The organism is Micromonospora sp. DT15, assembly GCF_049841475.1.
In the GTDB taxonomy this organism is placed as follows: Bacteria; Actinomycetota; Actinomycetes; order Mycobacteriales; family Micromonosporaceae; genus Micromonospora.
In genome coordinates, this window is the sequence record NZ_JBNCKJ010000006.1 from 353326 (window position 1) to 379174 (window position 25849).

22 protein-coding genes are annotated in these 25849 nt (G+C 71.7%); 10 read left to right on the forward strand and 12 right to left on the reverse strand.

Going from position 1 to position 25849, the window contains the following annotated elements; genetic code table 11:
• Positions 1–92: 92 nt before the first annotated feature.
• The gene (gene pgm, locus ACLQ3F_RS16265; RefSeq protein ID WP_425849724.1) at positions 93–1736 is read right to left on the reverse strand and encodes a phosphoglucomutase (alpha-D-glucose-1,6-bisphosphate-dependent); all 1644 of its coding nucleotides are present in this window, start codon (positions 1734–1736) and stop codon (positions 93–95) included.
• A 31-nt stretch (positions 1737–1767) separates the two neighbouring features.
• Positions 1768–3000, reverse strand: a complete 1233-nt coding sequence (gene glgC / locus ACLQ3F_RS16270; RefSeq protein WP_366611621.1) for a glucose-1-phosphate adenylyltransferase — start codon at positions 2998–3000, stop codon at positions 1768–1770.
• 72 nt (positions 3001–3072) lie between these two features.
• Between glgC and glgA the strand changes: the two genes are divergently transcribed.
• Complete coding sequence (glgA, locus tag ACLQ3F_RS16275) at positions 3073–4281, forward strand: glycogen synthase (RefSeq protein WP_425849726.1); 1209 nt, start codon at positions 3073–3075, stop codon at positions 4279–4281.
• Between the two features lie 9 nt (positions 4282–4290).
• On the opposite strand, the gene ACLQ3F_RS16280 is transcribed toward glgA, so the two are convergent.
• Positions 4291–4740, reverse strand: a complete 450-nt coding sequence (locus tag ACLQ3F_RS16280) for a winged helix-turn-helix transcriptional regulator (protein WP_425849729.1) — start codon at positions 4738–4740, stop codon at positions 4291–4293.
• Positions 4741–4878: 138 nt separating this feature from the next.
• Here ACLQ3F_RS16280 and ACLQ3F_RS16285 point away from each other — a divergent pair, with 138 nt between their 5' ends.
• A complete protein-coding gene (locus tag ACLQ3F_RS16285) occupies positions 4879–5784 on the forward strand; it encodes an aldo/keto reductase family oxidoreductase (RefSeq protein WP_425849732.1) in 906 nt (301 codons plus the stop codon).
• Positions 5785–5847: 63 nt separating this feature from the next.
• Here the strand turns inward: ACLQ3F_RS16285 and ACLQ3F_RS16290 are convergent, their stop codons facing one another.
• The 3 genes from ACLQ3F_RS16290 to ACLQ3F_RS16300 all read right to left on the reverse strand — a co-directional run bounded on the left by ACLQ3F_RS16290 (position 5848) and on the right by ACLQ3F_RS16300 (position 8088).
• The gene (locus ACLQ3F_RS16290; RefSeq protein ID WP_425849733.1) at positions 5848–6789 is read right to left on the reverse strand and encodes an inositol-3-phosphate synthase; all 942 of its coding nucleotides are present in this window, start codon (positions 6787–6789) and stop codon (positions 5848–5850) included.
• A 217-nt stretch (positions 6790–7006) separates the two neighbouring features.
• Positions 7007–7855, reverse strand: a complete 849-nt coding sequence (locus ACLQ3F_RS16295; protein ID WP_425849735.1) for an ergot alkaloid biosynthesis protein — start codon at positions 7853–7855, stop codon at positions 7007–7009.
• On the reverse strand, positions 7852–8088 hold the full coding sequence (locus tag ACLQ3F_RS16300) for a nuclear transport factor 2 family protein (protein WP_425849737.1): 237 nt from the start codon (positions 8086–8088) through the stop codon (positions 7852–7854). Before ACLQ3F_RS16300 ends, ACLQ3F_RS16295 begins: the two co-directional genes overlap by 4 nt.
• Positions 8089–8188: 100 nt before the next feature.
• Here ACLQ3F_RS16300 and ACLQ3F_RS16305 point away from each other — a divergent pair, with 100 nt between their 5' ends.
• From ACLQ3F_RS16305 to glgB, 3 genes are read left to right on the forward strand one after another with little or no spacing between them, the layout of a single operon-like run.
• Positions 8189–8776 (forward strand): TetR/AcrR family transcriptional regulator, encoded by a 588-nt coding sequence (locus ACLQ3F_RS16305; protein ID WP_425849740.1) that lies wholly within the window; start codon positions 8189–8191, stop codon positions 8774–8776.
• Positions 8773–10980: a maltotransferase domain-containing protein gene (locus ACLQ3F_RS16310; protein ID WP_425849743.1), complete on the forward strand. Its 2208-nt coding sequence runs from the start codon at positions 8773–8775 to the stop codon at positions 10978–10980. Before ACLQ3F_RS16305 ends, ACLQ3F_RS16310 begins: the two co-directional genes overlap by 4 nt.
• A complete protein-coding gene (gene glgB / locus ACLQ3F_RS16315) occupies positions 10968–13070 on the forward strand; it encodes a 1,4-alpha-glucan branching protein GlgB (protein WP_425849745.1) in 2103 nt (700 codons plus the stop codon). Before ACLQ3F_RS16310 ends, glgB begins: the two co-directional genes overlap by 13 nt.
• Positions 13071–13128: 58 nt before the next feature.
• Here the strand turns inward: glgB and ACLQ3F_RS16320 are convergent, their stop codons facing one another.
• The gene (locus tag ACLQ3F_RS16320) at positions 13129–15141 is read right to left on the reverse strand and encodes a family 10 glycosylhydrolase (protein WP_425849747.1); all 2013 of its coding nucleotides are present in this window, start codon (positions 15139–15141) and stop codon (positions 13129–13131) included.
• A gap of 145 nt (positions 15142–15286) precedes the next feature.
• Positions 15287–16327 (reverse strand): App1 family protein, encoded by a 1041-nt coding sequence (locus tag ACLQ3F_RS16325; protein WP_357200355.1) that lies wholly within the window; start codon positions 16325–16327, stop codon positions 15287–15289.
• Positions 16328–16500: 173 nt separating this feature from the next.
• Here ACLQ3F_RS16325 and ACLQ3F_RS16330 point away from each other — a divergent pair, with 173 nt between their 5' ends.
• The 4 genes from ACLQ3F_RS16330 to ACLQ3F_RS16345 all read left to right on the forward strand — a co-directional run bounded on the left by ACLQ3F_RS16330 (position 16501) and on the right by ACLQ3F_RS16345 (position 20899).
• Entirely contained in the window at positions 16501–18156 is a 1656-nt protein-coding gene (locus tag ACLQ3F_RS16330; RefSeq protein WP_425849750.1) for an ArnT family glycosyltransferase, read from the forward strand.
• Between the two features lie 65 nt (positions 18157–18221).
• Positions 18222–19019 (forward strand): peroxide stress protein YaaA, encoded by a 798-nt coding sequence (gene yaaA, locus ACLQ3F_RS16335; protein WP_425849752.1) that lies wholly within the window; start codon positions 18222–18224, stop codon positions 19017–19019.
• A 106-nt stretch (positions 19020–19125) separates the two neighbouring features.
• Positions 19126–19878 carry a hypothetical protein gene (locus ACLQ3F_RS16340; RefSeq protein WP_425849755.1) on the forward strand — a complete coding sequence of 251 codons (753 nt, stop codon included), beginning with the start codon at positions 19126–19128 and terminating at the stop codon, positions 19876–19878.
• Between the two features lie 121 nt (positions 19879–19999).
• Positions 20000–20899 (forward strand): TAXI family TRAP transporter solute-binding subunit, encoded by a 900-nt coding sequence (locus ACLQ3F_RS16345; RefSeq protein ID WP_425849835.1) that lies wholly within the window; start codon positions 20000–20002, stop codon positions 20897–20899.
• Positions 20900–20909: 10 nt separating this feature from the next.
• Here ACLQ3F_RS16345 and ACLQ3F_RS16350 read toward each other — a convergent pair whose 3' ends face one another.
• The 3 genes from ACLQ3F_RS16350 to ACLQ3F_RS16360 all read right to left on the reverse strand — a co-directional run bounded on the left by ACLQ3F_RS16350 (position 20910) and on the right by ACLQ3F_RS16360 (position 23396).
• Positions 20910–22340 (reverse strand): sensor histidine kinase, encoded by a 1431-nt coding sequence (locus ACLQ3F_RS16350; protein ID WP_425849757.1) that lies wholly within the window; start codon positions 22338–22340, stop codon positions 20910–20912.
• Positions 22341–22349: 9 nt separating this feature from the next.
• Positions 22350–23006 carry a response regulator transcription factor gene (locus ACLQ3F_RS16355; RefSeq protein ID WP_357200340.1) on the reverse strand — a complete coding sequence of 219 codons (657 nt, stop codon included), beginning with the start codon at positions 23004–23006 and terminating at the stop codon, positions 22350–22352.
• A gap of 78 nt (positions 23007–23084) precedes the next feature.
• Positions 23085–23396, reverse strand: a complete 312-nt coding sequence (locus tag ACLQ3F_RS16360; RefSeq protein ID WP_355007115.1) for a hypothetical protein — start codon at positions 23394–23396, stop codon at positions 23085–23087.
• A 113-nt stretch (positions 23397–23509) separates the two neighbouring features.
• On the opposite strand from ACLQ3F_RS16360, the gene ACLQ3F_RS16365 reads away from it, so the two are divergent.
• Positions 23510–23848 (forward strand): DUF952 domain-containing protein, encoded by a 339-nt coding sequence (locus ACLQ3F_RS16365; protein WP_357261561.1) that lies wholly within the window; start codon positions 23510–23512, stop codon positions 23846–23848.
• A gap of 82 nt (positions 23849–23930) precedes the next feature.
• Here the strand turns inward: ACLQ3F_RS16365 and ACLQ3F_RS16370 are convergent, their stop codons facing one another.
• Positions 23931–25688, reverse strand: a complete 1758-nt coding sequence (locus ACLQ3F_RS16370) for a CDP-glycerol glycerophosphotransferase family protein (RefSeq protein WP_425849761.1) — start codon at positions 25686–25688, stop codon at positions 23931–23933.
• Between the last annotated feature and the right edge of the window lie 161 nt (positions 25689–25849).

Consider the following 25849-nt stretch of genomic DNA (forward strand, 5'->3'; position numbering starts at 1 on the left):
CCCACCCCCACCTTGGACCTGGTTGATCATGAAGTTATTGCCATGACACGCCGCGCCGAGTGGCAATAACTTCATGATCAACTGCGGCGGGGTCAGGACTGGGTTAGGGCTTGGTCTACCAGGTTCTTGGCTTCTTCCTGGATCTGCTTGAGGTGGTCGGGACCCTGGAAGGACTCGGCGTAGATCTTGTAGACGTCCTCGGTGCCGGACGGACGGGCGGCGAACCAGCCGGACTCGGTGCTGACCTTGAGGCCGCCGATCGCCGCGCCGTTACCGGGGGCGGTGGTCAGCGTCGCGGTGATCGGCTCACCGGCGAGCTCGGTGGCGGTGACCTGCTCCGGGGAGAGCTTGCCGAGCACTGCCTTCTGCTCCCGGGTGGCCGGAGCATCGATCCGGGCGTACGAGGGCGCGCCGAAACGCTCGGCCAACTCCGCCCAGTGCTGGCTCGGGCTGCGGCCGGTGGTGGCCTGGATCTCGGCAGCGAGCAGGCAGAGCAGCAGGCCGTCCTTGTCGGTGGTCCAGGTCGAGCCGTCACGCCGCAGGAACGACGCCCCGGCGCTCTCCTCGCCACCGAAACCGACAGCGCCGTCGAGCAGGCCGGGCACGAACCACTTGAAGCCGACCGGCACCTCCAGCAGCGGCCGACCCAGGTCGGCGGCGACCCGGTCGATCATCGACGAGGAGACCAGGGTCTTGCCCACCGCGGCGTTCGGCCCCCACTCGGTGCGGGTGCGGAACAGGTGACCGATCGCCACCGCCAGGTAGTGGTTGGGGTTCATCAGCCCGGCGTCCGGGGTGACGATGCCGTGCCGGTCGGCGTCGGCGTCGTTGCCCGTGGAGATCTGGTAGTCGGCCCGCGCGGCGATCAGCGACGCCATCGCATTCGGCGAGGAGCAGTCCATCCGAATCTTGCCGTCGCCGTCCAGGGTCATGAACCGCCAGGTCGGGTCGACAGTCGGGTTGACCACTGTCAGGTCCAGGCGGTGCCGCTCGGCGATCTCACCCCAGTACGCCACGCTCGCCCCGCCCAACGGGTCCGCGCCGATGCGGATCCCCGCATCGCGGATCGCGTCGATGTCGATCGCCGCCGGCAGGTCGTCGACGTAGGTGGCGAGGAAGTCGTACTCCCCGGTGGTGTCGGCGGCCCGCGCCCGCGCGTAGGTGATCCGGCGGACCTCCTTGAGCCCGGCGGCCAGGATGGCGTTGGCCCGGTCCTGGATCCACCTGGTCACGTCGGTGTCGGCCGGCCCACCGTTTGTGGGGTTGTACTTGAAACCGCCGTCGTCGGGCGGGTTGTGCGACGGGGTGATGACGATGCCGTCGGCGAGCCCGCTGGTCCGCCCGCGGTTGTGCGTGAGGATCGCGTGCGACAGCGCCGGGGTCGGGGTGTAACCGTCGCGGCTGTCCACCAGCACGGTGACCCCGTTGGCGGCGAGCACCTCCAGGGCGTCCACCGCGGCCGGCGCGGAGAGCGCGTGGGTGTCCCGGGCGAGGAAGAGCGGCCCGTCCAGCCCCTGCTCGCGCCGGTAGTCGCAGAGCGCCTGGGTGACCGCCAGGATGTGGTCGGAGTTGAACGCGTTGCGCAGGCTGGAGCCGCGGTGGCCGGAGGTGCCGAAGGAGACCTGCTGGGCCGGGTCCGCGGGATCCGGATGCTCGGCGTAGTAGGCGGTCACCAGGCGCGGCACGTCGACCAGGTCGGCGGGCTCGGCGGGCTGGCCGGCACGGGGGTGGGTCACTGCGAGATCCTCCTCGGGGAGTGCCTGTCGGTCACGGCTCGACCTTCTGGCCCTTGCCGATCACCACGATGCCGTTGTCGGAAACGGTGTAACGCTGCCGGTCCTTCTCCAGGTCGACGCCGATCTCGACGCCCTCCGGGACGAACACGTTCTTGTCCAGGATGGCCCGCCGGACCACCGCGTGCCGGCCGATCTCCACACCCTCCATCAGCACCGAGCCCTCGACGTGCGCCCAGGAGTGCACCCGCACCTTCGGCGAGACGATCGAGTTCTCCACCAACGAGCCGGAGATCACCACGCCCGGGGAAACCATCGAGCCGACCGCGCGGCCGACCCGCTCACCCCACTGGTGGACAAACTTCGCCGGCGGCCACGGCAGCTGCTCGGTGTAGATCGGCCAGTCGAAGTTGTACATGTTGAAGACGGGGTGCACGTTGATCAGATCCATGTGCGCGTCGTAGAACGAGTCGAGCGTCCCCACGTCCCGCCAGTAGCCGCGATCGCGGTCGGTGCTGCCCGGCACCTCGTTGTCGCGGAAGTCGTAGACGTTCGCCTCGCCGCGCTCCACGAGCATCGGGATGATGCTGCCGCCCATGTCGTGCTTGCTGGACTTGTCTTCGGCGTCGCGCTCGACCGCCTCACAGAGCGCCCGGGTGGTGAAGACGTAGTTGCCCATCGAGGCGTAGATCTCGTCCGGCGCGTCGGGCAGGCCGACAGCGTCGGTGGGCTTCTCACGGAACGCCCGGATCCGCTTGCCGTCCTCGCCGACCTCGATGACGCCGAACTGGTCGGCCATCGACAGCGGCTGGCGGATGCCGGCGACGGTCACCGCCGCGCCGGACGCGATGTGGTCCTCCACCATCTGCCGCGGGTCCATCCGGTAGATGTGGTCGGCGCCGAAGACGATCACGTAGTCGGGCTGCTCGTCGTTGATGAGGTTGAAGCTCTGGTAGATGGCGTCGGCCGAGCCGGCGAACCACCACGGGCCACGACGCTGCTGCGCGGGCACCGGGGTGACGTAGTTGCCGAGCAGCGTGGACATCCGCCAGGTCTTGGTGATGTGTCGGTCGAGAGAGTGGGACTTGTACTGGGTCAGCACGACGATCTTGAGATAGCCGGCGTTGGCCAGGTTGGAGAGGACGAAGTCGACCATGCGGTACATCCCGCCGAACGGGACGGCCGGCTTGGCCCGATCCGTGGTGAGTGGCATCAGGCGCTTGCCCTCCCCACCCGCCAGGACGATCGCGAGCACCTTGGCAGCCATGCCACGACGCTATCCACCCGCGTCCCACTTCACCACTCGTACGGGGAGTCTTCTGCACTAGGGTGCGGGGTCATGAACGAACCCACCCCGCTGCGCGTCGATCTGCTCACCCGCGAGTACCCGCCGGAGGTCTACGGCGGCGCGGGCGTGCACGTCGAGTACCTGGCTCGGGAGTTGCGCAGCCTCGCCGACGTACGGGTGCACTGCTTCGGCCTGCCGCGTACCGAGCCGGGCGTCACCGCGTACGCCGAACCGCCGGGCCTGACCGGCGCGAACGCCGCGCTGCGCACGATGGGCGTGGACCTGGAGATGGCCGCCGGCGCGGCCGGCACCGACGTGGTGCACAGCCACACGTGGTACGCGAACCTGGCCGGCCACACCGCGAAGCTGCTGCACGGGGTGCCGCACGTGGTGACCGCGCACAGCCTGGAGCCGCTGCGGCCGTGGAAGGCTGAGCAGCTCGGCGGCGGTTACGCGCTCTCCTCCTGGATCGAGCGCACCGCGATGGAGGCCGCCGACGCGGTGATCGCGGTCAGTGGCGGGATGCGCAACGACGTGCTCACCGCGTACCCGCAGATCGACCCCGACCGGGTCCGGGTGGTCTACAACGGCATCGACACCGTTCAGTACGCCCCGGATCAGGGCACCGACGTGCTCGACCGGCTCGGTGTCGACCCGTCCCGCCCCAGCGTGGTCTACGTGGGCAGGATCACCCGGCAGAAGGGGCTGCCGTACCTGCTGCGGGCCGCCCGGGAGTTGCCGGCGGACACCCAGCTCGTCCTGCTCGCGGGCGCGCCGGACACCGCCGAGATCGCCGCCGAGGTGGAGGAGTTGGTCGCCGAGCTGCGGGCCAACCGTTCCGGCGTGGTCTGGGTGGCCGAGATGCTGCCCAAGCCCGAGGTGATCCAGGTGCTGACGCACGCCACCGTGTTCGTCTGCCCGTCGGTCTACGAACCGATGGGCATCGTCAACCTGGAGGCGATGGCCTGCGAGACGGCCGTGGTGGCGACCGCGACCGGCGGCATCCCCGAGGTCGTGGCCGACGACGAGACCGGCCTGCTGGTGCCGATCGCGCAGGCCACCGACGGGTCCGGCACCCCACTGGACCCGGAACGCTTCGTGGCCGACCTGGCGGCCGCGATCAACACGCTGCTCGCCGATCCGGCGCGCACCGAGCGGTTCGGCCTGGCCGGCCGGCGGCGCGCGGTGCAGCACTTCTCCTGGGACGCGATCGCCCGACAGACGCTCGACGTGTACCGCTCGGTTCGCGCGGCGGGCTGACCCGCCCGGTCATCCTGCCGAGGCTCGGGTGTCGTACGTCGCGCGGTTGCCGAGCACCTCGTCCATGTGCGTTTCGGCCCAGCCCTTGAGGCTGCGCATCATCTGGTGCAGCGAGAGGCCGAGGGCCGTCAGCTCGTAGGTGACAGTGACGGGCACGGTCGGTGTCGCCGTACGAGTGATCAGGCCGTCGCGTTCCAGGGCGCGCAGCGTCTGCGTGAGCATCTTCTGGCTGACGCCGGCCAGTAGGCGCGACAGCTCGGAGTAGCGCAGCGGGCGGGGTTCGCCCGCGCAGTCGGCGCCGAACCGGTGGGAGCCGTCGCTGCCCAGCGCGGCCAGGATCAACGTGACCCACTTGTCGGAGATCCGGTCGAGCAGTTTGCGGCTGGGGCACCCGGCCAGGAAGGCGTCGTACTCCGCCTTGGTCTGTGCTCTCTGCTGGGCCGCCGTCGTCGTCACCATCCGCGCCCCTCCCACCGGTTGGTCTGTTACGCACTTGAAAGTGCCTACTTCCGGTCAGGAAGTTACCTGCCCATAGTGAAGCAGGCACCTGAGGGGTGCCGAACGCTCCGCACTCCACCTGAAATCCGAGGTCTGACCATGCGCTCCACCTCCCTTCCCCACGACGCCCGCACCCTTTCCGGTGGCAACCCCCTGCCCGGGGGCACCTGGATGCTGGGCGACCTGAGCGTCACCCGCTTCGGCTACGGCGCCATGCAACTCGCCGGCCCCTGGGTCATGGGGCCGCCCGCCGACCCCGATGGCGCGCTCGCCGTCCTGCGCGAGGTCGTCGAGCTCGGCATCACCCACATCGACACCAGCGACGCCTACGGGCCACACATCACCAACAAGCTGATCCGGGAGGCTCTGCACCCGTACCCCGAATCGCTGCACATCGTCACCAAGGTCGGCGCGACCCGCGACCAGCAGGGCGGTTGGCCCCCCGCCCGGAAGCCCGACGACCTGCGTCGGGCGGTCCACGAGAACCTGGAGAACCTCGGCGTCGAGGTGCTCGACCTGGTCAACCTGCGGCTCGGCAACGCCGAGGGCCCGCAACCCGGCTCGCTCGCCGAACCGTTCGAGACGCTCGTCGACCTTCAGCGGCAGGGCCTGATTCGGCACCTGGGTGTGAGCACCGCGACGGCGCAGCAGGTCGCCGAGGCGCAGGCGATCGCGCCGATCGTGTGCGTGCAGAACATGTACAACCTGGCCTTCCGCCAGGACGACGAGCTGATCGACACGCTCGCCGAACAGGGCGTCGCCTACGTGCCCTACTTCCCGCTGGGCGGCTTCAGCCCGCTACAGTCCGCTGCCCTGTCAGCCGTGGCCGCCAGGTTGGCCACCACGCCGATGTCGGTCGCCCTGGCCTGGCTGCTGCGGCGCTCGCCGAACATCCTGCTCATTCCGGGTACGTCGTCAGTCGCGCACCTGCGCGAGAACGTCGCTGGCGCGGGCCTGTCGCTCTCCGACGAGGACCTCGTCGACCTGGACAAGATCGGGAACTGACGACTCGTCGGTGTCGTCCATCGACCGGGCGCGCTGCGGTGGTCAGGTTGGCGCGGGCACTGCTCAGATCGCCGTTCCTGGCGGCGACTTGAACAACGAGGTCGCCTCCGCAGAGTGACCACCACGTCCGTTCCGTAGCGCACTGGCCGCGATGCGGATGAGGTCGATGTTGACGCCGGCGGCACCGCTCGGATCGTGCACCTTCAGCTTCACGTCGAGGCTCACCGCTGTCGCACCCCAACCCTGCGCCTCCAGGTTGAGGTGCGCCACCTTCTGCGAGCGCAGGTGCGGCAGGTAGCCGAGCGGGGCGACCTCGACGCTGTCGGCGGCCCGGCCTTTCGGCAGGGCGTTGAGCTTGGACCGCATCTTGGTGTCGGGGTTCTCGACCAGGTTGCGGAAGTCCTCGGTGCCGCCCAGGTTGACCTGGTAGGAGCTGACCAGGGTGAGGCCGCGTTCCTCAAGCAGCCGCAGCAGCGCCTTGTGCAGCACCGAGGTGCCGAACTGGCTGGCCAGGTCGTCGCCGAGCAGCGGCAGACCGGCCGCCTCGAACCTCTCCAGCCGGCGTGGATCGCGGGCGACCGGGTCGGCGGTGGTGTTGATGAATGCGACGCCCGCCGTGTGAGCCGCCTCGGCGTACGCCTGAGCGGTCTCCGGCCGGCCGCTGGGCGCCGAGTAGAGCAGCACCTCCGCGCCGGCCAGTGCCGCCGCCACCCGCGGCACCTCGGTCGCGTCGACGAGGCCCTTCGTGACCGGGACGCCCGCTGTGGGCAGGTCGCAGTCCAGCCGGGGGAAGTTGTTGGGCGCCAGGAAGATCGCCTCGGTCAGGTCCCGACCGACCTTCTCCTCGGAGGTGGCGAAGGCCGCGACGATGTCGATGTCCCCCACCCCGAGCCCGTCGATCATCGGCCTGCGGATTCCGACCAGGCTGCCGCTCTGGCGGTAGAGAGCAAGCCCCTGCACCAGTGCCGACGTGTTGTTACCGACCCCGACAATCGCGACTCTCACCCTTTCGATCATGGCGGGAGGCTACGTCACCTCCGCGCGTTGCGGGGGTGCGGAACGGAGAGTGACCTCCGCGCGAGGAAACACCCCGGCGAGCGTGATGTCCCTGAGTCATCAATATGCCCCTGTGTCATCACGCTCACCGCAACGTCCGCCCCCAGGCCTCGACCCGCCGAGGCGAGCAACGGGTCCGGTTCGGGGAGAGTCCGACCGCCATTCCTCACCGGCCACCAGCCACTCGTGTCGGGCCGCCGCCGCGCAGGCGGTCCCGGCAGAAGTCCCGGAAGGATCGTGGCGTGCGACCCGTCACGTCCGCGACGGTCGACGTCGTCCGGTCCTCCGCGCCTGCCGCGATCGTCGTGTCCAGGCTCGCGAGGAAGCGGGCGAAGTCCGGCGGTATGCCGTTCGCGCTGTGGCGTACGGCCAGTTCCGCCGGGTCGATCGCCCGGTGCCTGACCGGCCGGCCACCGACCTCGGTGAGGACGGCGGCGATCTGGTCGTAGCTCAGCGCCGCTGGTCCCGTGATGATGTGGTCGGTGTTGTGCGGGGTGGGGTCCGTGAGAGCCCGCACCGCCACCTCGGCGATGTCGGCAGGGTCGACGAAGCCGACCCTGCCGACGCCGGTGGCGCTGACGATCTCGCCATGATCGCGGGCGCTGACGGCGTGCGGCTGCTCACTGACGAAGTTCTCCATGAACCAGGACGGCCGCAGAACCGCCCATTCCGGGAACAGCTCACCCAACCGTGCGTGCACCAGGCCCAGTCCGTGTTCGGCGGGCCCGATGGCCGAGGAGCTGAGCAGAACCACCCGGCGGACACCGGCGCTGCGTGCCCGGTCGAGGAAGGGAAGCATGATCGGTGCCGGCTCGACCTCGCCGACCGGTGGGATGGCGTAGATCGCGCGCACACCACTCAGAGCGTCCGGGTGGGTGGTCGGGTCGTACCAGTCGAAGCGGAACCCTCCCGGGGAGGGGCGTCGGCTGGCGATCCGGATGGCGTGACCACGCTCGGCGAGCGTGGCGGCGACGATGCGGCCGGTGGTTCCGGTGCCACCGATGACCAGGATCATGAGCGCACCAGGCCGCCACCGAGCAGTTCCTGTGCGGCGATCGGATCCCAGTAGTCGCGATAGTGCACGAGCCGCCCGTCGGCGCGCCCGACTACTCGGCGCGGCTGACCTGGCGGCGCGAACGGGAGTTCGAGCACCGCGTCCTCGGCGAACAGCGCGATGAAACCGGCCATGTCCTTGGCGAGCAGCAGCTCCATGCCGCGATGGAACACCGCGGCGGGATTCTTCGACATGATCGTCCTTTCGTCGTCCGGGACGGTCGCGATAGTATTCGGACCGCCGGTCCGTTTCGACTATACGGACCGCTAGTCCGTTTGGCGAGAGGGGAGCCCGGTGCGGGCCGATGCGTTACGCAACAGGGAGTCGGTGCTGGCCGCCGCCGGGCGTCTCTTCGACGCGGCAGCCGACCCCGATCAGGTGTCGATGGACGACATCGCCACCGCAGCCGGCGTCGGCAAGGGCACCCTGTTCCGACGCTTCGGCGATCGCATCGGGCTCATTCGCGCCCTCTACGAGCAACGGGGGCTGCGGTTGCAGGAGTCGCTCGCCGTGTCACCCACCCGCCCGGCGGCGGAGCAGGCCGTCGAGCTGCTGCGGGCCATGCTGCGCTTCAAGCTCGACAACCGGGTGCTCACGCTGGCGCTCGAGAGCGCCGGGGGCGGCAGTCCGTACCGCAATGAGGCGTACGACCACTGGCACGCCCTGCTCGCCGTCCTCGTCGCGGAGGCACGCGGCCCGCAGTCGGCGGACTACCTGGCCCACGCCCTGCTCGCCGCCGTCCGCAGCGACCTGGTCGAACACCTGCGCGACTGGCCCGAAGCTCGGTGGCACGCGGGACTGGACGCACTTGTCGGCTCCGTACTCGGCGACGACGGCTTGGCCGCGCGCGAACGGATCTCGCGCAGTAGGTTGGCGGGGTGACTGGACGGTTCCCGATCGAAGACGTCTCCCCCGTCGTCTCGTGCGGGCGATACCCGGCCAAGGCGGTGGTCGACGAGCCGGTTCCGGTGTCGGCGCGCGCCTACCGGGAGGGGCACGACGCGCTGGGCTGCAACGTGGTGTGGGCTGGGCCGGACGGCGCGAGCCGGCCGTTCACCCGGATGCGCCCCGGCGAGCCCGGCCAGGACCGCTGGCACGCCACCATCGCACCGGACGCCGTCGGCTCGTGGACCTTCTCCGTCGAGGCGTTCCAGGACCCGTACCTGACCTGGCAGAACGCGGTGACCAAGAAGATCGCCGCCGGGCAGGGGCCGGAGGACCTGGCCAACGACCTGGCCGAGGGCGCTCGGGTCCTCGCCGCCGCCCGGGGCCTCGTGCCGGCCGCCGACCGGCCCCGGGTCGCCGATGCGCTCACCGCGCTGGTCGACACCGACCTGCCGCTGGCCCAGCGGGTCGGCCCGGCGCTGGCCCTGGCCGACCTGCTCTGGGAGCACCCGGTGCGGGAGCTGGTCACCACCGGTGACACGTACTCGATCTGGGTTGACCGCAAGCGGGCGCTCTACTCGGCCTGGTACGAGTTCTTCCCCCGCTCCGAAGGAGCGATGGGCGGCCGGTCCGGCACCTTCGCGACCGCCACCGAGCGGCTGCCAGGGGTGGCCGCGATGGGCTTCGACGTGCTCTACCTGCCGCCGATCCACCCGATCGGCCGGGTCAACCGCAAGGGCCCGAACAACGCGCTCACCGCCGGGCCGACCGACGTGGGCTCACCGTGGGCGATCGGCGCCGCCGAGGGCGGCCACGACACGATCCACCCCGACCTGGGTACGCCGGCGGACTTCCGGGCCTTCATCCAGGCGGCGGCGGCACAGGGCCTGGAAGTGGCGGTGGACCTGGCGTTGCAGTGCGCGCCGGACCACCCGTGGGTCACCGAACACCCGGAGTGGTTCACCACCCGCGCCGACGGCAGCATCGCGTACGCGGAGAACCCGCCGAAGAAGTACCAGGACATCTACCCGGTCAACTTCGACAACGACCCGGAGGGCATCCGGGCCGAGGTGCTGCGGGTGGTGCTGCACTGGGTCGGCGAGGGCATCCGGATCTTCCGGGTGGACAACCCGCACACCAAGCCGTTCGACTTCTGGCACTGGCTGATCGCCGAGGTGAAGGCGGTCGATGAGGACGTGCTGTTCCTGGCCGAGGCGTTCACCCGGCCGGCGATCATGCACGGCCTCGGCAAGGTCGGCTTCACTCAGTCGTACACCTATTTCACCTGGCGCACGACGGCCGCCGAGATGCGGGCGTACTGCGAGGAGTTGATCGAGGCGGCCGACTACATGCGGCCGAACTTCTGGCCGAACACCCCGGACATCCTGCACGAGTCGTTGCAGCACGGCGGCCCGCCGATGTTCAAGATCCGGGCGGTGCTGGCCGCGCTGCTCTCCCCCTCCTGGGGCCTGTACGCGGGCTACGAACTGTTCGAGCACGTGGCCCGGCCGGGCGCCGAGGAGTACCTGGACAACGAGAAGTACGAGCTGCGACCCCGGGACTGGGCCGCAGCGGAGGCGCAGGGCCGTTCGCTGGCACCGTTCCTGACCACCCTCAACCGGGTACGCCGGGACAACCCGGCCCTGCACCAGCTCCGCAACCTGCGCTTCCACGAGATCGACAACCCGGCGCTGCTCTGCTGGTCGAAGCACGACCCGGAGACCGGCAACACGGTCATCGTGATCTGCTCGTTCGACCCGCGCGCCGTGCAGTGGGGCAACACGACGCTCGACATGCCCGCGCTCGGCTTCGACTGGCATGAGCGGTTCACCGTGTACGACGAGGTGACCGGCACGAGTTACGACTGGGGTCAGCGCAACGCGGTACGCCTCGACCCGTACCTGCAACCCGCGCACGTGCTGACAGTGCGCCGCCCGGTCGCACCCGCCGCGCCGGATCCCGCAGGCGTCGAACCGGCGGATCTCACCGTCGCCGACGTCCCGGCGGAGCTGTCCGGCGGCACCGCGCCGACGACCCCGGCGGCGGCTCCGCTGTCGTCCGCGGCCCGCCCGTCCGCCCCTCGCCCGTCCGACCCCCGCTCGGCTGCGACCCGCTCGTCCGCTGCCCGCTCGGCGAAGCCCCGCCCGCCCGCCTCCGCACCGACCGACGCCGCCCCGAAGGACGACCGATGGACCAGCTGATCTCCGGCGCGACGCACGACCCGCACGCGCTGCTCGGCGCGCACCCCGCCGACGGCTCGACGACGATCCGCACGATGCGCCGGGGCGCCGGCGACGTCGCGCTGCTCGTCGGAGACGAGCGGCACCCGATGAAGCGGGTGCACGACATGGGCGTCTTCGAGGCACAGGTCGACGGCACGGTGCTCGACTACCGGGTGGAGGTCGACGGGACCGCCCACGACGACCCGTACCGCTACCCGCCGACCCTCGGTGAGCTGGACCTGCACCTGATCCGCGAGGGCCGGCACGAGCGACTGTGGGAGGCGCTCGGCGCCCGGGTCTTCGACGAGGGCGTCGCGTTCAGCGTCTGGGCACCCAACGCCCAAGGCGTGCGGGTGATCGGCGACTTCACCGGCTGGGGCCCCGACGACGGCTGGCCGATGCGGTCGCTCGGCTCCAGCGGGGTGTGGGAGCTGTTCGTCCCCAACGCCCGGATCGGGGCCCGCTACAAGTACCGGGTGCTGGGCGCCGACGGGCAGTGGCGGGACAAGGCCGACCCGCTCGCGGCGTACGCCGAGGTGCCGCCGGCCACCGCCTCGGTGGTGCACCACTCGACGTACCGGTGGAACGACGCGGACTGGCTGGCCCGGCGGGCGGAACGGCAGCCGCACCAGGAACCGATGAGCGTCTACGAGGTGCACCTCGGCTCGTGGCGGCCCGGCCTTAGCTACCGCGAGTTGGCCGAGCAGCTCACCGCGTACGTCACCGAGCTGGGCTTCACGCACGTGGAGTTCCTGCCCGTGATGGAGCACCCGTTCGGCGGCTCCTGGGGCTACCAGGTGACCGGCTACTACGCGCCGACCTCCCGGTTCGGCGACCCGGACGAGTTCCGGTACCTGGTGGACCGGCTGCACGAGGCCGGCATCGGCGTACTCCTGGACTGGGTGCCCGCGCACTTCCCGAAGGACGAGTGGGCCCTCGCGCGGTTCGACGGCACCCCGCTCTACGAGCACCCCGACCCGCGGCGCGGCGAGCACCCCGACTGGGGCACGTACGTCTTCGACTTCGGCCGCAACGAGGTCCGCAACTTCCTGGTCGCCAACGCGCTCTACTGGTGCGACCAGTTCCACGTCGACGGGCTGCGGGTCGACGCGGTCGCCTCCATGCTCTACCTGGACTACTCCCGCAACCACGGCGAGTGGGCCCCCAACAAGTACGGCGGCCGGGAGAACCTGGAGGCCATCGCGTTCATGCAGGAGGTGAACGCGACGGTCTACAAGCACCACGCCGGCGTCGTCATGATCGCCGAAGAGTCCACCGCCTGGCCGGGGGTCACCCGCCCCACCGCCGAGGGCGGGCTGGGTTTCGGGTTCAAGTGGAACATGGGCTGGATGCACGACACCCTGCTCTACACCTCGAAGGACCCGATCTACCGCCAGCACCACCACCACCAGCTCACCTTCTCCCTGGCGTACGCCTGGAGCGAGAACTACGTGCTGCCGATCAGCCACGACGAGGTGGTGCACGGCAAGGGCTCACTGGCCGGCAAGATGCCCGGCGACACCTGGCAGCGGCTGGCGAACGTGCGGGCGCTGCTGGCGTACATGTGGGCGCACCCCGGCAAGCAGCTGCTCTTCATGGGCTCCGAGATGGCCGACGACCGGGAGTGGAGCGAGGAGCGCGGGCTCGACTGGTACCTGCTCCACGACCCGGCCCGCGCCGGTGTGCAACGACTCGTCGGTGACCTCAACCGGGTCTACCGGGACACTCCGGCGCTCTGGGCACAGGACACCGAGCCGGCGGGCTTCCGCTGGATCGCCGGCGACGACGTCGCCAACAACACCGTGTCGTTCGTCCGGATCGCCCCGGACGGCTCGACGCTGGTGTGCGTGGCGAACTTCTCCGCCCAGCCGCTGCACGACTACCGGGTCGGCCTGCCGGCCGGCGGGACGTGGACCGAGGTGCTCAACACCGACGCGCACCACTACGGCGGGTCGGGGGTGGGCAACCTGGGCGAGGTACGGGCCGAGGACGTGCCGTGGCACGGGATGGTCGCCTCGGCCGCCCTCCAGGTTCCCCCGCTGGGTGCCGTCTGGCTCCGCCGCGACTGACCGGTGAGCGGGACCGTTCCCCCGGGACGTCGAGACGCCTCGGGGGAACGGCGCGGGCTCAGAGCCGGGTGATCCGGACGGCGTCGGCGACGACGTACCCCGTCGTGCTGGTCCAGCGGCTGACCCCGACGACCTGGCGCGTCCCCGCGGCGAAGTCGTAGGTGCCCAACACCCGCCACTGGCCACCGCCGCTGCGCTGGTCGACGGAGGCCGTCACGGTCCCGTTCGCGGTGGCCACCAGGTGCGGCGTGGCGCTGTTGTAGCCGGGATCGGCCGGGTACCAGACCTCGACCCGGTACGAGCCGGCGGCGGGCAGCGTCGCGCTGAACCAGGCCGGGTCACTGACCGCCTGCGGCTCGGCGAACCGGTAGTTCGTGCCGTACCGCGGGGTGAGGTACGACGAGGTGCCCCAGGTGGCGGCGGCGGTGAAGCCACCAGTGGTGGTGTTGTCCACGATCACGCTGAACGTGCCGCCGGTGCCGGTGACCACCCGCGCGTTGCTGGCCGGGCTCTCGTGGTGCAGCCGGTCCAGGGCAGTCACCAGGTACCGGTAGGTCGAGCCGGCCGCGGCGGTGGCGTCGGTGAACGTCCCGGTGCTGCCTGAGGCACGCACCGTGCCCAGCAGGTTGCGGGCATCGGCCAGGTCGCAGGGGTCGACCGAGCCGTCGCCGGGCAGTCGGTACACGGCGTACGAGGCCGTACTGCCGGCGGTGCCACGCTGCCAGTTCAGCGTCACGCCGCCGGTGCCGCGTACCGCCGAGGTGAGGTTCGGCGCGGCGGGCGCGGCACCGCCCACCCCGGCCGGTGCCAGGGCGGGCCGGCGGTAGTGGTCGGTCGTCAGCCGGGAGACGGCACCGATGCGGTCGGCGCGTACGTCCTTGGCGCTGAAGTGGATGTCGCCGAGGATCCGGGGGTAGGCGCGGTTGAGGGTCAGGTGGTCGGTGAGTTCGGCCGGGTCCTGCCAGGCGGCATCCTGCCCGGAGGCCCCGGCGCGGTAGGTGGCCTGCCCGACGAGCAATTGCACTGTGGTGCCGTTGACGGTCTCCGACCACCAGCGGACCAATTCCGCGTAGTCGGCCGCGGGGTGGCCGATCTGCCAGTAGATCTGCGGGGCGATGTAGTCGATCCACCCCTGCTTCACCCACCGTCGGGTGTCGGCGTAGATCGCGTCGTACGACTGGAGGCCGGTGGTGCGCGAGCCGAGCGGGTCGGTGCCGGCGTTGCGCCAGATGCCGAACGGGCTCACGCCGAGCTTCACCCACGGCTTCGCCGCCCGGATCTTGGCACTCATCTCCTGCACCAGCAGGTTGACGTTGTTGCGCCGCCAGTCGGCGATGGTGCTGAAGCCGGCGCCGTACTGGGCGTACGTGGCCTGGTCGGGGAAGCCCCCACCGCTGCCCGGGTACGGGTAGAAGTAGTCGTCCCAGTGCACCGCGTCGATGTCGTAGCGGCTGACGGCGTCCATCATCGCGGTCTGCACGAAGGCCCGGACGGCGGGGATGCCGGGGTTGTAGTAAAGCTGGCCGTTGTAGGCGACCGCCCAGCCCGGGTTCGTGCGGGCCGGGTGGCTGGCGGCCAGCTTGGTCAGGTCGGTGTGGGTCGCGACCCGGTACGGGTTGAACCAGGCGTGGAACTCCAGGTTGCGGGCGTGCGCCTCGGCCACCATGAAGGCCATCGGGTCGTAGCCGGGATTGCCTCCCTGGGTTCCGGTGAGCCACTGCGACCACGGCTCGTACGTCGACGGCCAGAAGGCGTCGGCGGCGGGACGGACCTGCACGACGACGGCGTTCATCCGACGCTGCTTGGCCAGGTCGAGCCAACCCCGGTACTCCGCCTGTTGGGCGGCGGCGGTGAGGCCGGTGCGGCTGGGCCAGTCGATGTTGGCCACGCTGGCGATCCACATGCCCCGGAACTGCCGTTTCGGGGTGGCCGGATCTGTCACGCAGGCTGCCTGTGTGGCCACCGGCACGGTGCCCGGCGGCGTGGTTGGGGAGGGAGGTACGGCCGCGCCGAGCGTCAGCGCCGCTACCAGCGCCAGCCCGGGAAGGGATCGATGAAAGTCGACACGCACGAAAGTATGTTCAGTGCTGCAGGACTGCCACGCAAGTATTCTTCACAGCTTTCACTCTGCGAAGTCAGCCGCTGACCGTACAGGACGGGACGCCCACGGGCCGGTCCTGGCGCGAGGCGCCGTTGGGGCCGTCGGCGTCAGAGGATCAGACCAGGCCGGCGTCGCGGAGCAGTTGCCAGAGGCCGGCGCCGTCCGGGGCGGACAGCCACTTCTGCCCCACCGGCCCCGACGACGGTCGGCCGGCGGGGGCGGGCAGGGTGCCGGCCAGCACGGACTGGGTCGGGGAGAGGCGGCGGATCGCCACCCCGGCGACGTTCTCCGGGTGGGCGGCGGCGAACTCACGGTAGATCTCCTGGTCGTGCTGGCCGTCGTCGCCGACGAGCAGCCAGCGCACGTCGGGGAACTCCTTGGCCAGCCGGGCCAGGGTGGACCGCTTGTGTTCCATGCCGCTGCGGAACCAGCGGTCGGCGGTCGGGCCCCAGTCGGTGAGCAGCAGCGGCCCGGCCGGGTAGAGGTGGCGGGACAGGAAGCGGGTCAGGGTCGGGGCCACGTTCCAGGCGCCGGTGGAGAGGTAGAAGACCGGTGCGCCGGGGTGCGCGGTGACCAGCCGCTCGTAGAGCACCGCCATGCCGGGCACCGCGTTGCGGGCGTGCTCGTCGAGCACGAACGTGTTCCATGCGGCGAGCAGCGGCCGGGGCAGCGCGGTCACCATCACCGTGTCGTCGATGTCGGAGATGATGCCGAACTTGACCTCCGGGTCGAGGATGCGCACCGGGGCGTCGACCGGCTCGGCGTCCGGGACGCTGAGCCGGACCGTGCCCCAACCGGGCGGCAGGTCCGCCTCGACCAGCGTGTCGACGAAGCCGCTGCGGTCGGCCCGCGTCTCGTGTCGCACCCCGCCGGCCTCGATGGTCACCGTGACGTGCTTGTTGGGCAACGTCGTGAAGCTGCGCCAGCCGCGGACCTTGTCGAGCCGACCCCGCTGACGGGTGTCCGGACGGCCCAGCAGCACCCGACACATCACCCGCACCCAACCCGGGGCGCCATAGCCGGTGTACGCGACGATGTTGACCCGCCAGCCGGTGCGCCGCAGCCGGCGCTCGACGAGCTGGTGCACGGCGTCCTCGATCCGCGCGGCCCGGTGCAGGTTCGGAACGGCCAGTTGGCCGGCGGGAGTGGGTGGCACGCGCCAACCCTGCCACACGTCGACAGCCACGGCCACGCGAGCCAACCAGGGCCGCGCCGATCCGGCCCGGTCACCGTGTGGCCGACCCAGCCCCACCGGGCTGCGCCGATCGGCCTCGGCGGCCCGACCGAACGTGAAACACTCCGGTCGGGACGACGACGGGGGCGTTGGTCGTGTCGCATCCAGAGCAGCACCGTGGGCGATGGCGCCCGCGACTCGACCGACCGGCGCTCGCCGCGCTGCTGTTCGGGCTCGCCGGTGTCGTCTACCGGCTGGTCCTGACGCTGTTCACGGTGCCGGTGTCGAACAGCGACGAGGCGACGTTCGGTCTCGCCGCGCTTCACATCGGGCAGGGCAGGGAACGCCCGGTCTTCCTCTACGGCCAGCACTACATGGGGATGTTGGAGTCATACCTGGCCGCTCCCCTGGTGGCGGTGGCCGGGCCGAGCTGGCCGGTGCTGCGCCTGCCGATGCTCGCGCTGTACGCGGTCTTCCTCTACCTGATCCACCGGTTGACCCGCCGCCTCTGCACCCCGTGGTTCGCCGCCTTCGTGGTGGGTCTGCTCGCGCTCGGGCCGGAGCGGGTGGTGCGCGACCAGCTCACCGTCGTCGGCGGGCGGCCGGAGGTGAAGCCGGCGGTGCTGCTGATGCTGCTGATCACCGTGGGGCTGGCCGCCGGCACGGTCCACCGCCGTCGGTTGGCGGTCGGCCTGTTCGGGCTGCTCGTCGGGCTGGCCGTCTGGTCGGACTGGCTGATCCTGCCGTACCTCGCTGTCGCCGGGTTGGCCCTGGTCTGGGCGGTACGGCGGGAGCTGCTCGGCTGGTCCGGTCTGCTGCTGGTGGCGGGGGTGGTCGTCGGCGTCGCCCCGATGATCATCGACAACCTGCGGGCCGGGCCCGGTGACGACTCGCTGTCGGTGTTCCGGCAGGTCAGCACCAAGGTCGGCCCGCAGCCGCCGTGGTCCGACCGGATCCGGGGCGGCCTGCTGGAGGGCGTGCCGCTGGCGCACGGGCTCTGCCCGGTGGACGGTTGCGGACGCTGGCAGCAGTGGTTCGGTGTGTTGTACCCGGTGCTGCTGCTGGCCGCCGCGGGACTCGCTGTGCTCGCGTACCGGCGCGCCGCCGGGGCCCCGCGTGCGGAGCGGGTCGGACGCGGGGCCGGCGGGCTACGTGGGGCTCGGGTCGGGCCGGTCGTGCAGCTCGCGCTGGTCGTCGGCGCGGCGTTGACACTGCTGTCGTACGTGCGCAGTCCGCTCGCCGCGACCAGCCCGCTGGACAACGCCCGCTACCTGTCGGTGCTGCAACTGTCGTTGCCGGCGGTGCTCTGGCCGCTCTGGGTGGCGGCGTTGACCGCCTGGCGGGGCACCAGCAGCGTGCTGGGGCGATTCACCGGCGCGCTGTCCGCCGCGGTGCTGGCCGCGCTGACAGTGACCACCCTGGTGATCACCGTGCTGTTCGCGGCCACCGGCACCGCGGCGTCGCGGACCGAGGAACGCCAGGCCCGGGAGCTGGCCGCCGCGCTGCGCGCCGACGGACCCCATGAGGTGTACGGGGACTACTGGACCTGCAACCGGCTGATCTTCAACACGGACGAGTCGGTGGTCTGCGGGGTGCTCGACGGGAACCTGTCACCGGGGCAGAACCGCTACCGACCGTACTGGCGGCAGGTGGGGCGGGCTGAGCGGCCGGGCTACGTGGTGGAGATCGACTCGCCGATGGACCGGCGGTTGCGGAGGCTACTCGCCGACCGGGCCGACGCCGCGCCGGTGCGGGAGGTCGGCGGCTATCGCGTGTACCACCCCGACACCCCGGTGCGGCCCTGGCGGTAGGGGCTGGTCGTACGCTGGCCGGGCCGGCGCGTGGGGCGCCGCCGTTTCGCCCGTCGAGGAGACCCATGCTCATCCTGTTGCCGCCCTCGGAGGGGAAGGCCGACGCCGGCACCGGACGGCGTTGGACCCCGGAGCGGCTCTCGCTGCCCGAGCTGAACCCGGCCCGCGAGCGGGTGCTGGACGCCCTGGTGGCGCTGAGCGCCGGGCCGGACGAGGAGGCCGCGCGGGCGGCGCTCGGCCTCAGCGAGGGCCAGCGGGGCGAACTGCGGCGCAACGCCCGGCTGCGGGAGGCGGCCACCGCGCCGGCCGAGCGGCTCTACACCGGGGTGCTCTACGAGGCGTTGGACCTGGCCTCGTTGCCGGCCACGGCGCTGCGGGCGGCCCGCCGGTCGATCCTGATCAGCTCCGGGCTGTGGGGCGCGGTCCGGTTGGCCGACCGGATTCCGCCGTACCGCTGCCCGATCGGCGCCCGCCTGCCCGACGTCGGGGCGCTGTCGACGTACTGGCGCAGGGAGCTGACGCCGACGGTGGACGGCGCCGCCGGGCGCGGCCCGGTACTGGACCTGCGCTCCGGCGCGTACGCGGCCACCTGGACGCCGCGCGGTGAGCTGGCCGAGCGCACTGTCACCGTGCGGGTGCTGCACGAGCGGGAGGTCGACGGCGTGCCGGTCCGCTCGGTGGTCAGCCACTTCAACAAGGCGACCAAGGGGCGGCTGGTCCGGGACCTGCTCGTCGCCGGCGCCCGGCCGCGCACCGCCGCGGAGCTGATTGGCACGCTGCGGGAGCTGAAGCACACAGTGGTGGAGCAGCCCGCCGCTCCCGGACGGATGCGGCAGGTGGATCTGGTGGTCACCGACCTCTAGCGGCACCGCAGCCGCAAGATTTGCTCAAGGCTGGGCCGGAGGAGTTCCGTAACGGCGTGGCAGGGGCCAGGGTAGGGCAACCCAGACTCCGACAAGGGAGCCTTCGTTGACCCACGAACCCGCCCTGCTCGACCGGCCGCACACCCCGACCACCCCGTCCCCGTTGGGCTGGCTGACCCTGGGCGACGCGTTCGAGGCTGCCTGCCTGCTGCGCTGCACACCACCACCGACCGCCGCCCGGCCCAGCACGGTCCGGGCCGAGCACACCGCCGGGGTGGAGTTCAACCGGGAGGACGCCGCGCAGCGGATGCGGCAACTGCTCAACCGGCTGGACATCCCGGTCACCCACGAGGTGGCCGTCGGCGGCCTGCGTCGCCGCTATGAGCTGCACCGACTGTGGGTGCCCCGGGAGCACCAGGGCGCGTACACCCGGATGTTGGACGCGGGCTGGTGGCAGGGGCGACGCGAGCTGCTCGGCGGGCCGCTGCCCGGCGCCTCACCGGCCCGCCGACGGTTGGTGACCCGCCTGGCGGAGGCAGCCTGGCGCTCGGCGTTGCTGGCCGCCGGGCGGCACGTCCGGCGGCACATCCTCGGTGTCCGGCTCACCGACCGGGAGCTGGCCGCGGTGCTGATCCGGGGAGCGGCCGTGCTCGACGTACCGGCCCGGCTCCGCCCCGGCACCGGTTGCTTCCTGGTCAGCGTGGCCGACGGCCCGGACCGGCAGCGAATCCTGCGCAGCGCGGCGTTGGAGCCGGCGCGCGGCCCGATGGCGGAACCCGGGACGGCGACGGAGCGCGGGACGACCCCGGCGTCGGCACGGGGCGTGGGCGTGGCGCCGGCAGGTCGCGCGGCCTGCTGATCGGGTCCCGACCGTCCGGCGCATCGCCGACCCGGGCTTGCGCGCACCCGCCCGACGGCGCACAGTGCACCGCGTGAGTCGTACCTCGTCCCGCCGCGCCGGCCTGGCCGCCCTGTCGACGGTGCTGCTGATCGCGAACCTGGCCATCGCCAGCTGCCGGGACGCCCCGACCGAGCCGACGTCGATCCGGATCGCCACCGGCAGCCCCACCGCTGTCTACTACGCGTTCGGGCGGTCCCTGGCAGCCATCCTCAACCGGGAACTCCCCGACGTACGGGCCAGCGTGGTGATCACCGCCGCCTCGGCGGAGAACGTCCAACTCGTCGGCTCCGGCGGGGCCGAGCTGGGCTTCACCCAGGCCGATGTGCTGCCCACCAGCACGGCGGGAAGCCCCGCTGTCGACGCGGTCGCCCGGGTGTACGACGACCAACTGCACCTGGTCACCACGAGCGGCGGCCCGGTCCGCACCGTCGCCGACCTGCGCGGCCGGCGAGTCTCCGTCGGCGCGGCCGGCTCGGGCACCGAGATCACCGCGACCCGGCTGCTGGAGGTGGCCCGCCTCGGTGGTGACGAGGTGCGCCGGGAACGGCTCGGACTGGACGACTCGGTGGCGGCGCTGCGCTCCGGGCGGATCGACGCGTTCTTCTTCTCCGGCGGGTTGCCGGTCCGGGGCATCGAGGAGTTGGCCGAGGCCAGCGCCATTCGGATCGTTGACCTCAGCGAGTGGACCGAGCCGCTGCGCTCACGGTACGGCCAGGTCTACGTCTCCCGCGACATCCCCCGCTCGGTGTACGGGGTGGATGCGGTGACCACCGTGGCCGACCCGAACTACCTGATCGTCCGGGCCGACCTGCCGGAGCCGTTGGTCCGTGAGGTGACCCGGCTGCTGATGGAACGCCGGGCCGAGCTGGCCGCCGCCCATCCCGCGGCGGGACGGATGAGCCCCCGCTCGGCGATCGTCACCGCGCCGCTGTCGCTGCACCCCGGCGCCGCATCCTGGTACCGCGCCACCAAACCGTGACGGCCGAGCCTCACCGCGCCGGGGAGGGTCGCGGGTCGGCGGTCGGTTCCTCCACCGCCGACTCCACGGGAAGGGCCGGCGTCGGGAACCACAGGGCCGCGATCAGCCCCCGCGACTCCCCCGGGCGCATGGTGAGCCGCCCGTCCGAGGCGTCCACCAGCACGGCGGCGATGGTCAGACCGAGCCCCGCGCCGTCCACATTCTGCGCGTCCGGGGCCCGCCAGAACCGCTCGGTCGCCTGGCCGAGCTGACTCTCGGTCATGCCGGGGCCCGAGTCGCGGACCTCCAGCGCCACCCCGCCGTCGCGACGGGCCACCGTCACCGTCACCGCCCCGCCCGCCCCGCTGAACTTCACCGCGTTGTCGATGAGGGCGTCCAGCGCCTGGTCGACGGCGGTCGGCACGGTCTGCGCGTACGCCGGGGCGTCGGTAGTGGCCAGCCGCAACGCGACCGACCGGTGCCGGGCCAGCGGCGCCCACGCGGCCACCCGGGAGGCGGCCACCGCGGCGGCGTCCACCGTGACGCGCTCGTTCTCCTCCCGTTCGGCCCGAGCGAGGGTCAGCAACGCGTCGAGCACCAGCGCGAGCCGGTCGGTCTCCTCCAGGGCCAGCCGGTGCTCGGACCGACCGTCGGGGTCGGTGAGACTGGGTCCCAACTCCTCCACCCGCAGCCGCAGCGCGGTGAGCGGGTTGCGCAGCTGGTGGCTGGCGTGGGCGACGAAGGCACGCTGCCGGTCCATCACGTCGGAGACCACGTCGGCCATGTGGTTGAAGCTGGCCGCCAGGCGGCGCAGCTCCGGCGGGCCCAGCCGGTGCTGCACCCGGGCGCCCCGGTCGCCCTCGGCGATCTCATGGGTGACCGCGTCCAGTTCGGTGACCGGACGCAGCACCCAACCGGCCAGCCCGAACGCGGTGAGCACGCAGGCCAGCACGGCGAGCAGACCGGCCAGGGCGAGCAGCAGCCACCACGAGACGACGGCTCGGCGGATCGAGCCGGCAGGGGTCACGATCACCACTGCCCCGAGCACCTCACCGCCGTCGTTGATCGGTACGGCCACCACCACGGGGTCGGTCGTCCAGGGCCAGACCGACTCGGGGGCGCTGGTCTGCTGCCCGGACAGGGCGACATCCAGCACGGTCGCGGTCCCCGGGCTGGCCTGCCAACCCGGCGACGAGACCGGGATGTTCCGGTCCCGGTCGACGATCGCGGCGCTGATCCCGTACAGGTCGTCGTAGCTGGTCAGCTCCGACTCGATCGGGCCGGGCCCGCCATCACGCAACGCCGGTCCGGCCAGCGAGGCGAACCGGGTCGCGTCGGCGAGCCGGTCGGCGCGGACCCGTTCGGTCTCGCGGCTGGCCATGGTGGCGGCCAGTGGTGTCTCCAACGCGATGAGGACGAGGACCATCAGCAGCAGATAGCTGATCACCAGGCGACGGCGCACGTCAGCTCCTCACGAGTCGCGCAGCCGGTAGCCGACGCCGCGTACGGTCTCCACCAGGCGGGCGTCGCCGAGCTTGCCGCGCAGCGACCCGACATGCACCTCGACGGTGTGCCGGTCGGCCCAGGTGGTGCCCCAGGCGTCGAGCAGGATCCGATCGCGGGGCACCGCCACCCCGGGCTGGCGGGCCAGCGAGAGCAGCACGTCGAACTCCTTGCGCGTCAACGTGACCGCACGGCCCTCGACGGTCACCGTCCGAGCCGCCACGTCGATGCGGACCGGTCCAGCCTCGATGAGGTGCCGCTCGGGCGCGGCGTTCGCGGCGCGGCGCAACACCGCCTCGATCCGGGCCTGCAACTCCACCATCGAGAACGGCTTGACCACGTAGTCGTCGGCGCCCAGGCGCAGACCCAGCACCCGGTCACGTTCCTCACCCCGGGCGGTCACCGCGATGATGCCGAGCTGGCTGCTGCGCCGGCGCAGCTCCCGGCACAGGTCCGTGCCGTCCCCGTCGGGCAGGGTCAGGTCGAGCAGCACCAGGTCACAGGGTGCGGCGGAGAGCGCGGCGGCGACGGTCGCGGCGTGCTCGACCTCGTACCCCCGGCGGGTGAGGGCGGACGACAGCGCGGCGGCCACCCGGCGGTCGTCCTCCACCAGCAGGATCCGCACCCGTGCCCCCGTCCCTCGCAGCGCTGTTCTGCGAATGGTGGCAGAAGTGCGCGCGGACCGGGAGGCCGCCCACCCGCCCTAAAGGCCGAAGGTGTCGTCGGCGGTGGCGTCCCGGACGCCGTCGGTGAAGCCGCGGAAACCCGGATCCTCGTGGCTGGCCGGCACGCTGGTGACGCTGACCCCGCCGGCCTGGGTGACCGCGTCGACCAGGGGCGGGTAGTCGATCTCGGCGTCCTGGAAGGCGTCGTCGTCCGCCTCCGCCAGGTTGATCACGTACTGCACGTCCTCGGACGGGGTGTCCGGGTCCTCGGCCCACTCACCGCCGGCCCGGTAGCACTCGTCGTACAGCGCGCGCTGGCTGTCGGTCCAGTCGTCGTCGTAGCTCTGCATCGCCCATCCCTCCGCGGCCCTTGACCTGAGCATGCCCGGCGGGAGGCGACGGGCGCGGCGGTACCGGCGAAAACCGGGCGGGCGCGCCGACCACCGCCCCGTACGCTGCTGTGGTGATCTACAAACTGCTGTCGAGCGCCGAATGGGACGACGCCCTCGCCGCCGGCGCCTTCACCGGCTCCGCGGTGGACCGGCAGGACGGGTTCATCCATCTCTCCGGCGCCGACCAGGTGGTCGAGACGGCGCGACGGTATTTCACCGGGGCGACCGGGTTGACAATGCTCAGCGTCGAGGAGGAGCGGCTGGGCGACGCGCTGCGATGGGAGCCGTCGCGCGGCGGGCAGCTCTTCCCGCACGTGTACGGCCCGCTGCCGGTCGCGGCGGTGGTGGCGGCGCGGGCGTTGCCGGCGGACGTTCCGGTCGCCGACGCGGTGGCCGCCCTGTTGCGCTGACCCGGTGGCCCGCCCCACCGGCCGACACGGACGCGCCCGACCCGACAGTGTCGGGCCGGGCGCGATGCCGTAGCGGCGGGGTTCAGCGGCAGAGCCGCTCGATCTCCTGCTGGAACCGGTCCATGGGGTTCGCCTCGGCCGGGCCGAGCAGGTAGGTCTTCAGCTCCCGGCGGGCCTCGGTCATCGGGTCGTCACCGGCCCGGGTGACCGAGACGATCTTCTCCAGCTCGCCGCAGTCCTTGGAGAGCAGGTACGCGGCCCGCGCCGTCGGGTACTCGCGGCGGAAATCGTCCTCGGACAGGCCGGCCGGGTTGGCCACCACGTACGGCCGCTGGCTCTGCACGAAGTCGGACACCACACTGGACACGTCGCTGATCAGCAGGTCGGTCTGGTTGAAGCAGTCGAACAACGCCGGCGTGCGGCCGGTGACCACCAGGTGCTCGGTGCCGTCCAGGGAGGACGCGTCCGCGTTGCCGCCGGCCGAGCGGATCGCCGTGACGATCCGCTCGTGCACGGCCTTCGCCGCCTTGGACCGCGACCCGGTGAGCGGGTGCGGCTTGTAGATCAGGCGCAGTCGGGGATTCGTGGCGAGCAGCCCCTTGACGATCCGCTCACCCATCAGCACCAGTGAGGTGTGGTACGGATCGTCGTCGAGCCACCCCTCCCAGGTGGGCGCGTAGAGCACTGTGAACGGCCGGTCCACCGACTCGGCGCCGAAGGTGTGCACCCCGGCGAGCTGCGGCCGGCCGATCTCGACGATGTCCGAGTCGAGCACCCCCACGCCGGCCCGCGCGTAGCGCTCCCGGCCGGCCAGGCCGGCGACCCAGACCTCGTCGTACACCTTGCTGTAGGGGTTGACGCTGGCCTGCTTGTCGCTGTCGCCGTGCCCGACGAAGACGTGCTTCGTACCCGGCTCGCGGAGCATGTGGATGTTCGCGCCGACGTTCGCGGCGTAGAGCGCCGCGCGGATGCCGCCGAGGTCGAGGTTCATGAAGTCGACGCCGGCCGGTACGCAGATCACCGGCAGCCGGGTGTCGGCCAGCTCGAGGAACGCTTCCCGGCTGCGCATCAGCACCACCGCGCGCTGCTGGAGCGCCTCGGTCGGGGCGAGCCACATGTTCGCCTGGTAGACGTCCTTGGCGGGGCCGGCGAAGTAGAGCGCTACCTCTGGCTTGTAGTTGTCCATCCAGCGCTGGACCGCCGGCAGCAACGGACCCTGCCCGCTGCCCCGACCCCGCAGCCAGGTCAGCGCGATGATGGCGCCCACCAGACCCGTCGCCACGACCGCCACCGCGCCGGCCGCGAAGAACGGCGTGGGATCGTGCTGCACCGCGGCGGCCACGCCGGCCGGCACCAGCAGCAGGTTGAGCAGGGGCATCCGGTCACCGGCGACCGCCGCCGCCCAGGCGGGCGGCTGGGGGGCGCTGGACAGTGGACCCAGCTCGATGTTGCGCACCATGGCGGAGAGCGGGTTACGCCGCTCGATCATGGTGGAGAGCGCACCCGCGAAGACCGACACGACCCACACCGCGGCCGGCAGCACCAGCAGGAGGGTCAGCTCGCCGCCGCTGAGCCGCACCTCGGCGACGACCAGCAACACGGCGGCGAGGTCGCGGGTCAGCTGCCGGTACGACCAGTGCAGGCCCACCTTCTCCAACAGCAGTTGCGAGGGCGGTGACCAGCGGGCGACGGCGAACTCGCCGATGATGGCGGCCAATCCGGCGACGGCGAACAGGCCGATCCAACCGAATACGCCACCGACGAGCATGACCAGGTAGGCCAGTACCAGTAGCGCACTCTGGGCGGCCACCCCGAGGCGTGCTGTCAACGTGCCGAACAAACGAGTTCGCTCCCTACGAGATTTCGTTGCGGGCGGTGCCCGTGATGGACCGACGTCACTCCCCCGTCGCGCAGCGGCTCAGTCGCGGCCGGCTGCGTGTGACTGCGACCTTAACGCGAGGGGACAGCTCGGTGTCGCTCGGGTATCCGGCACCATTTCGG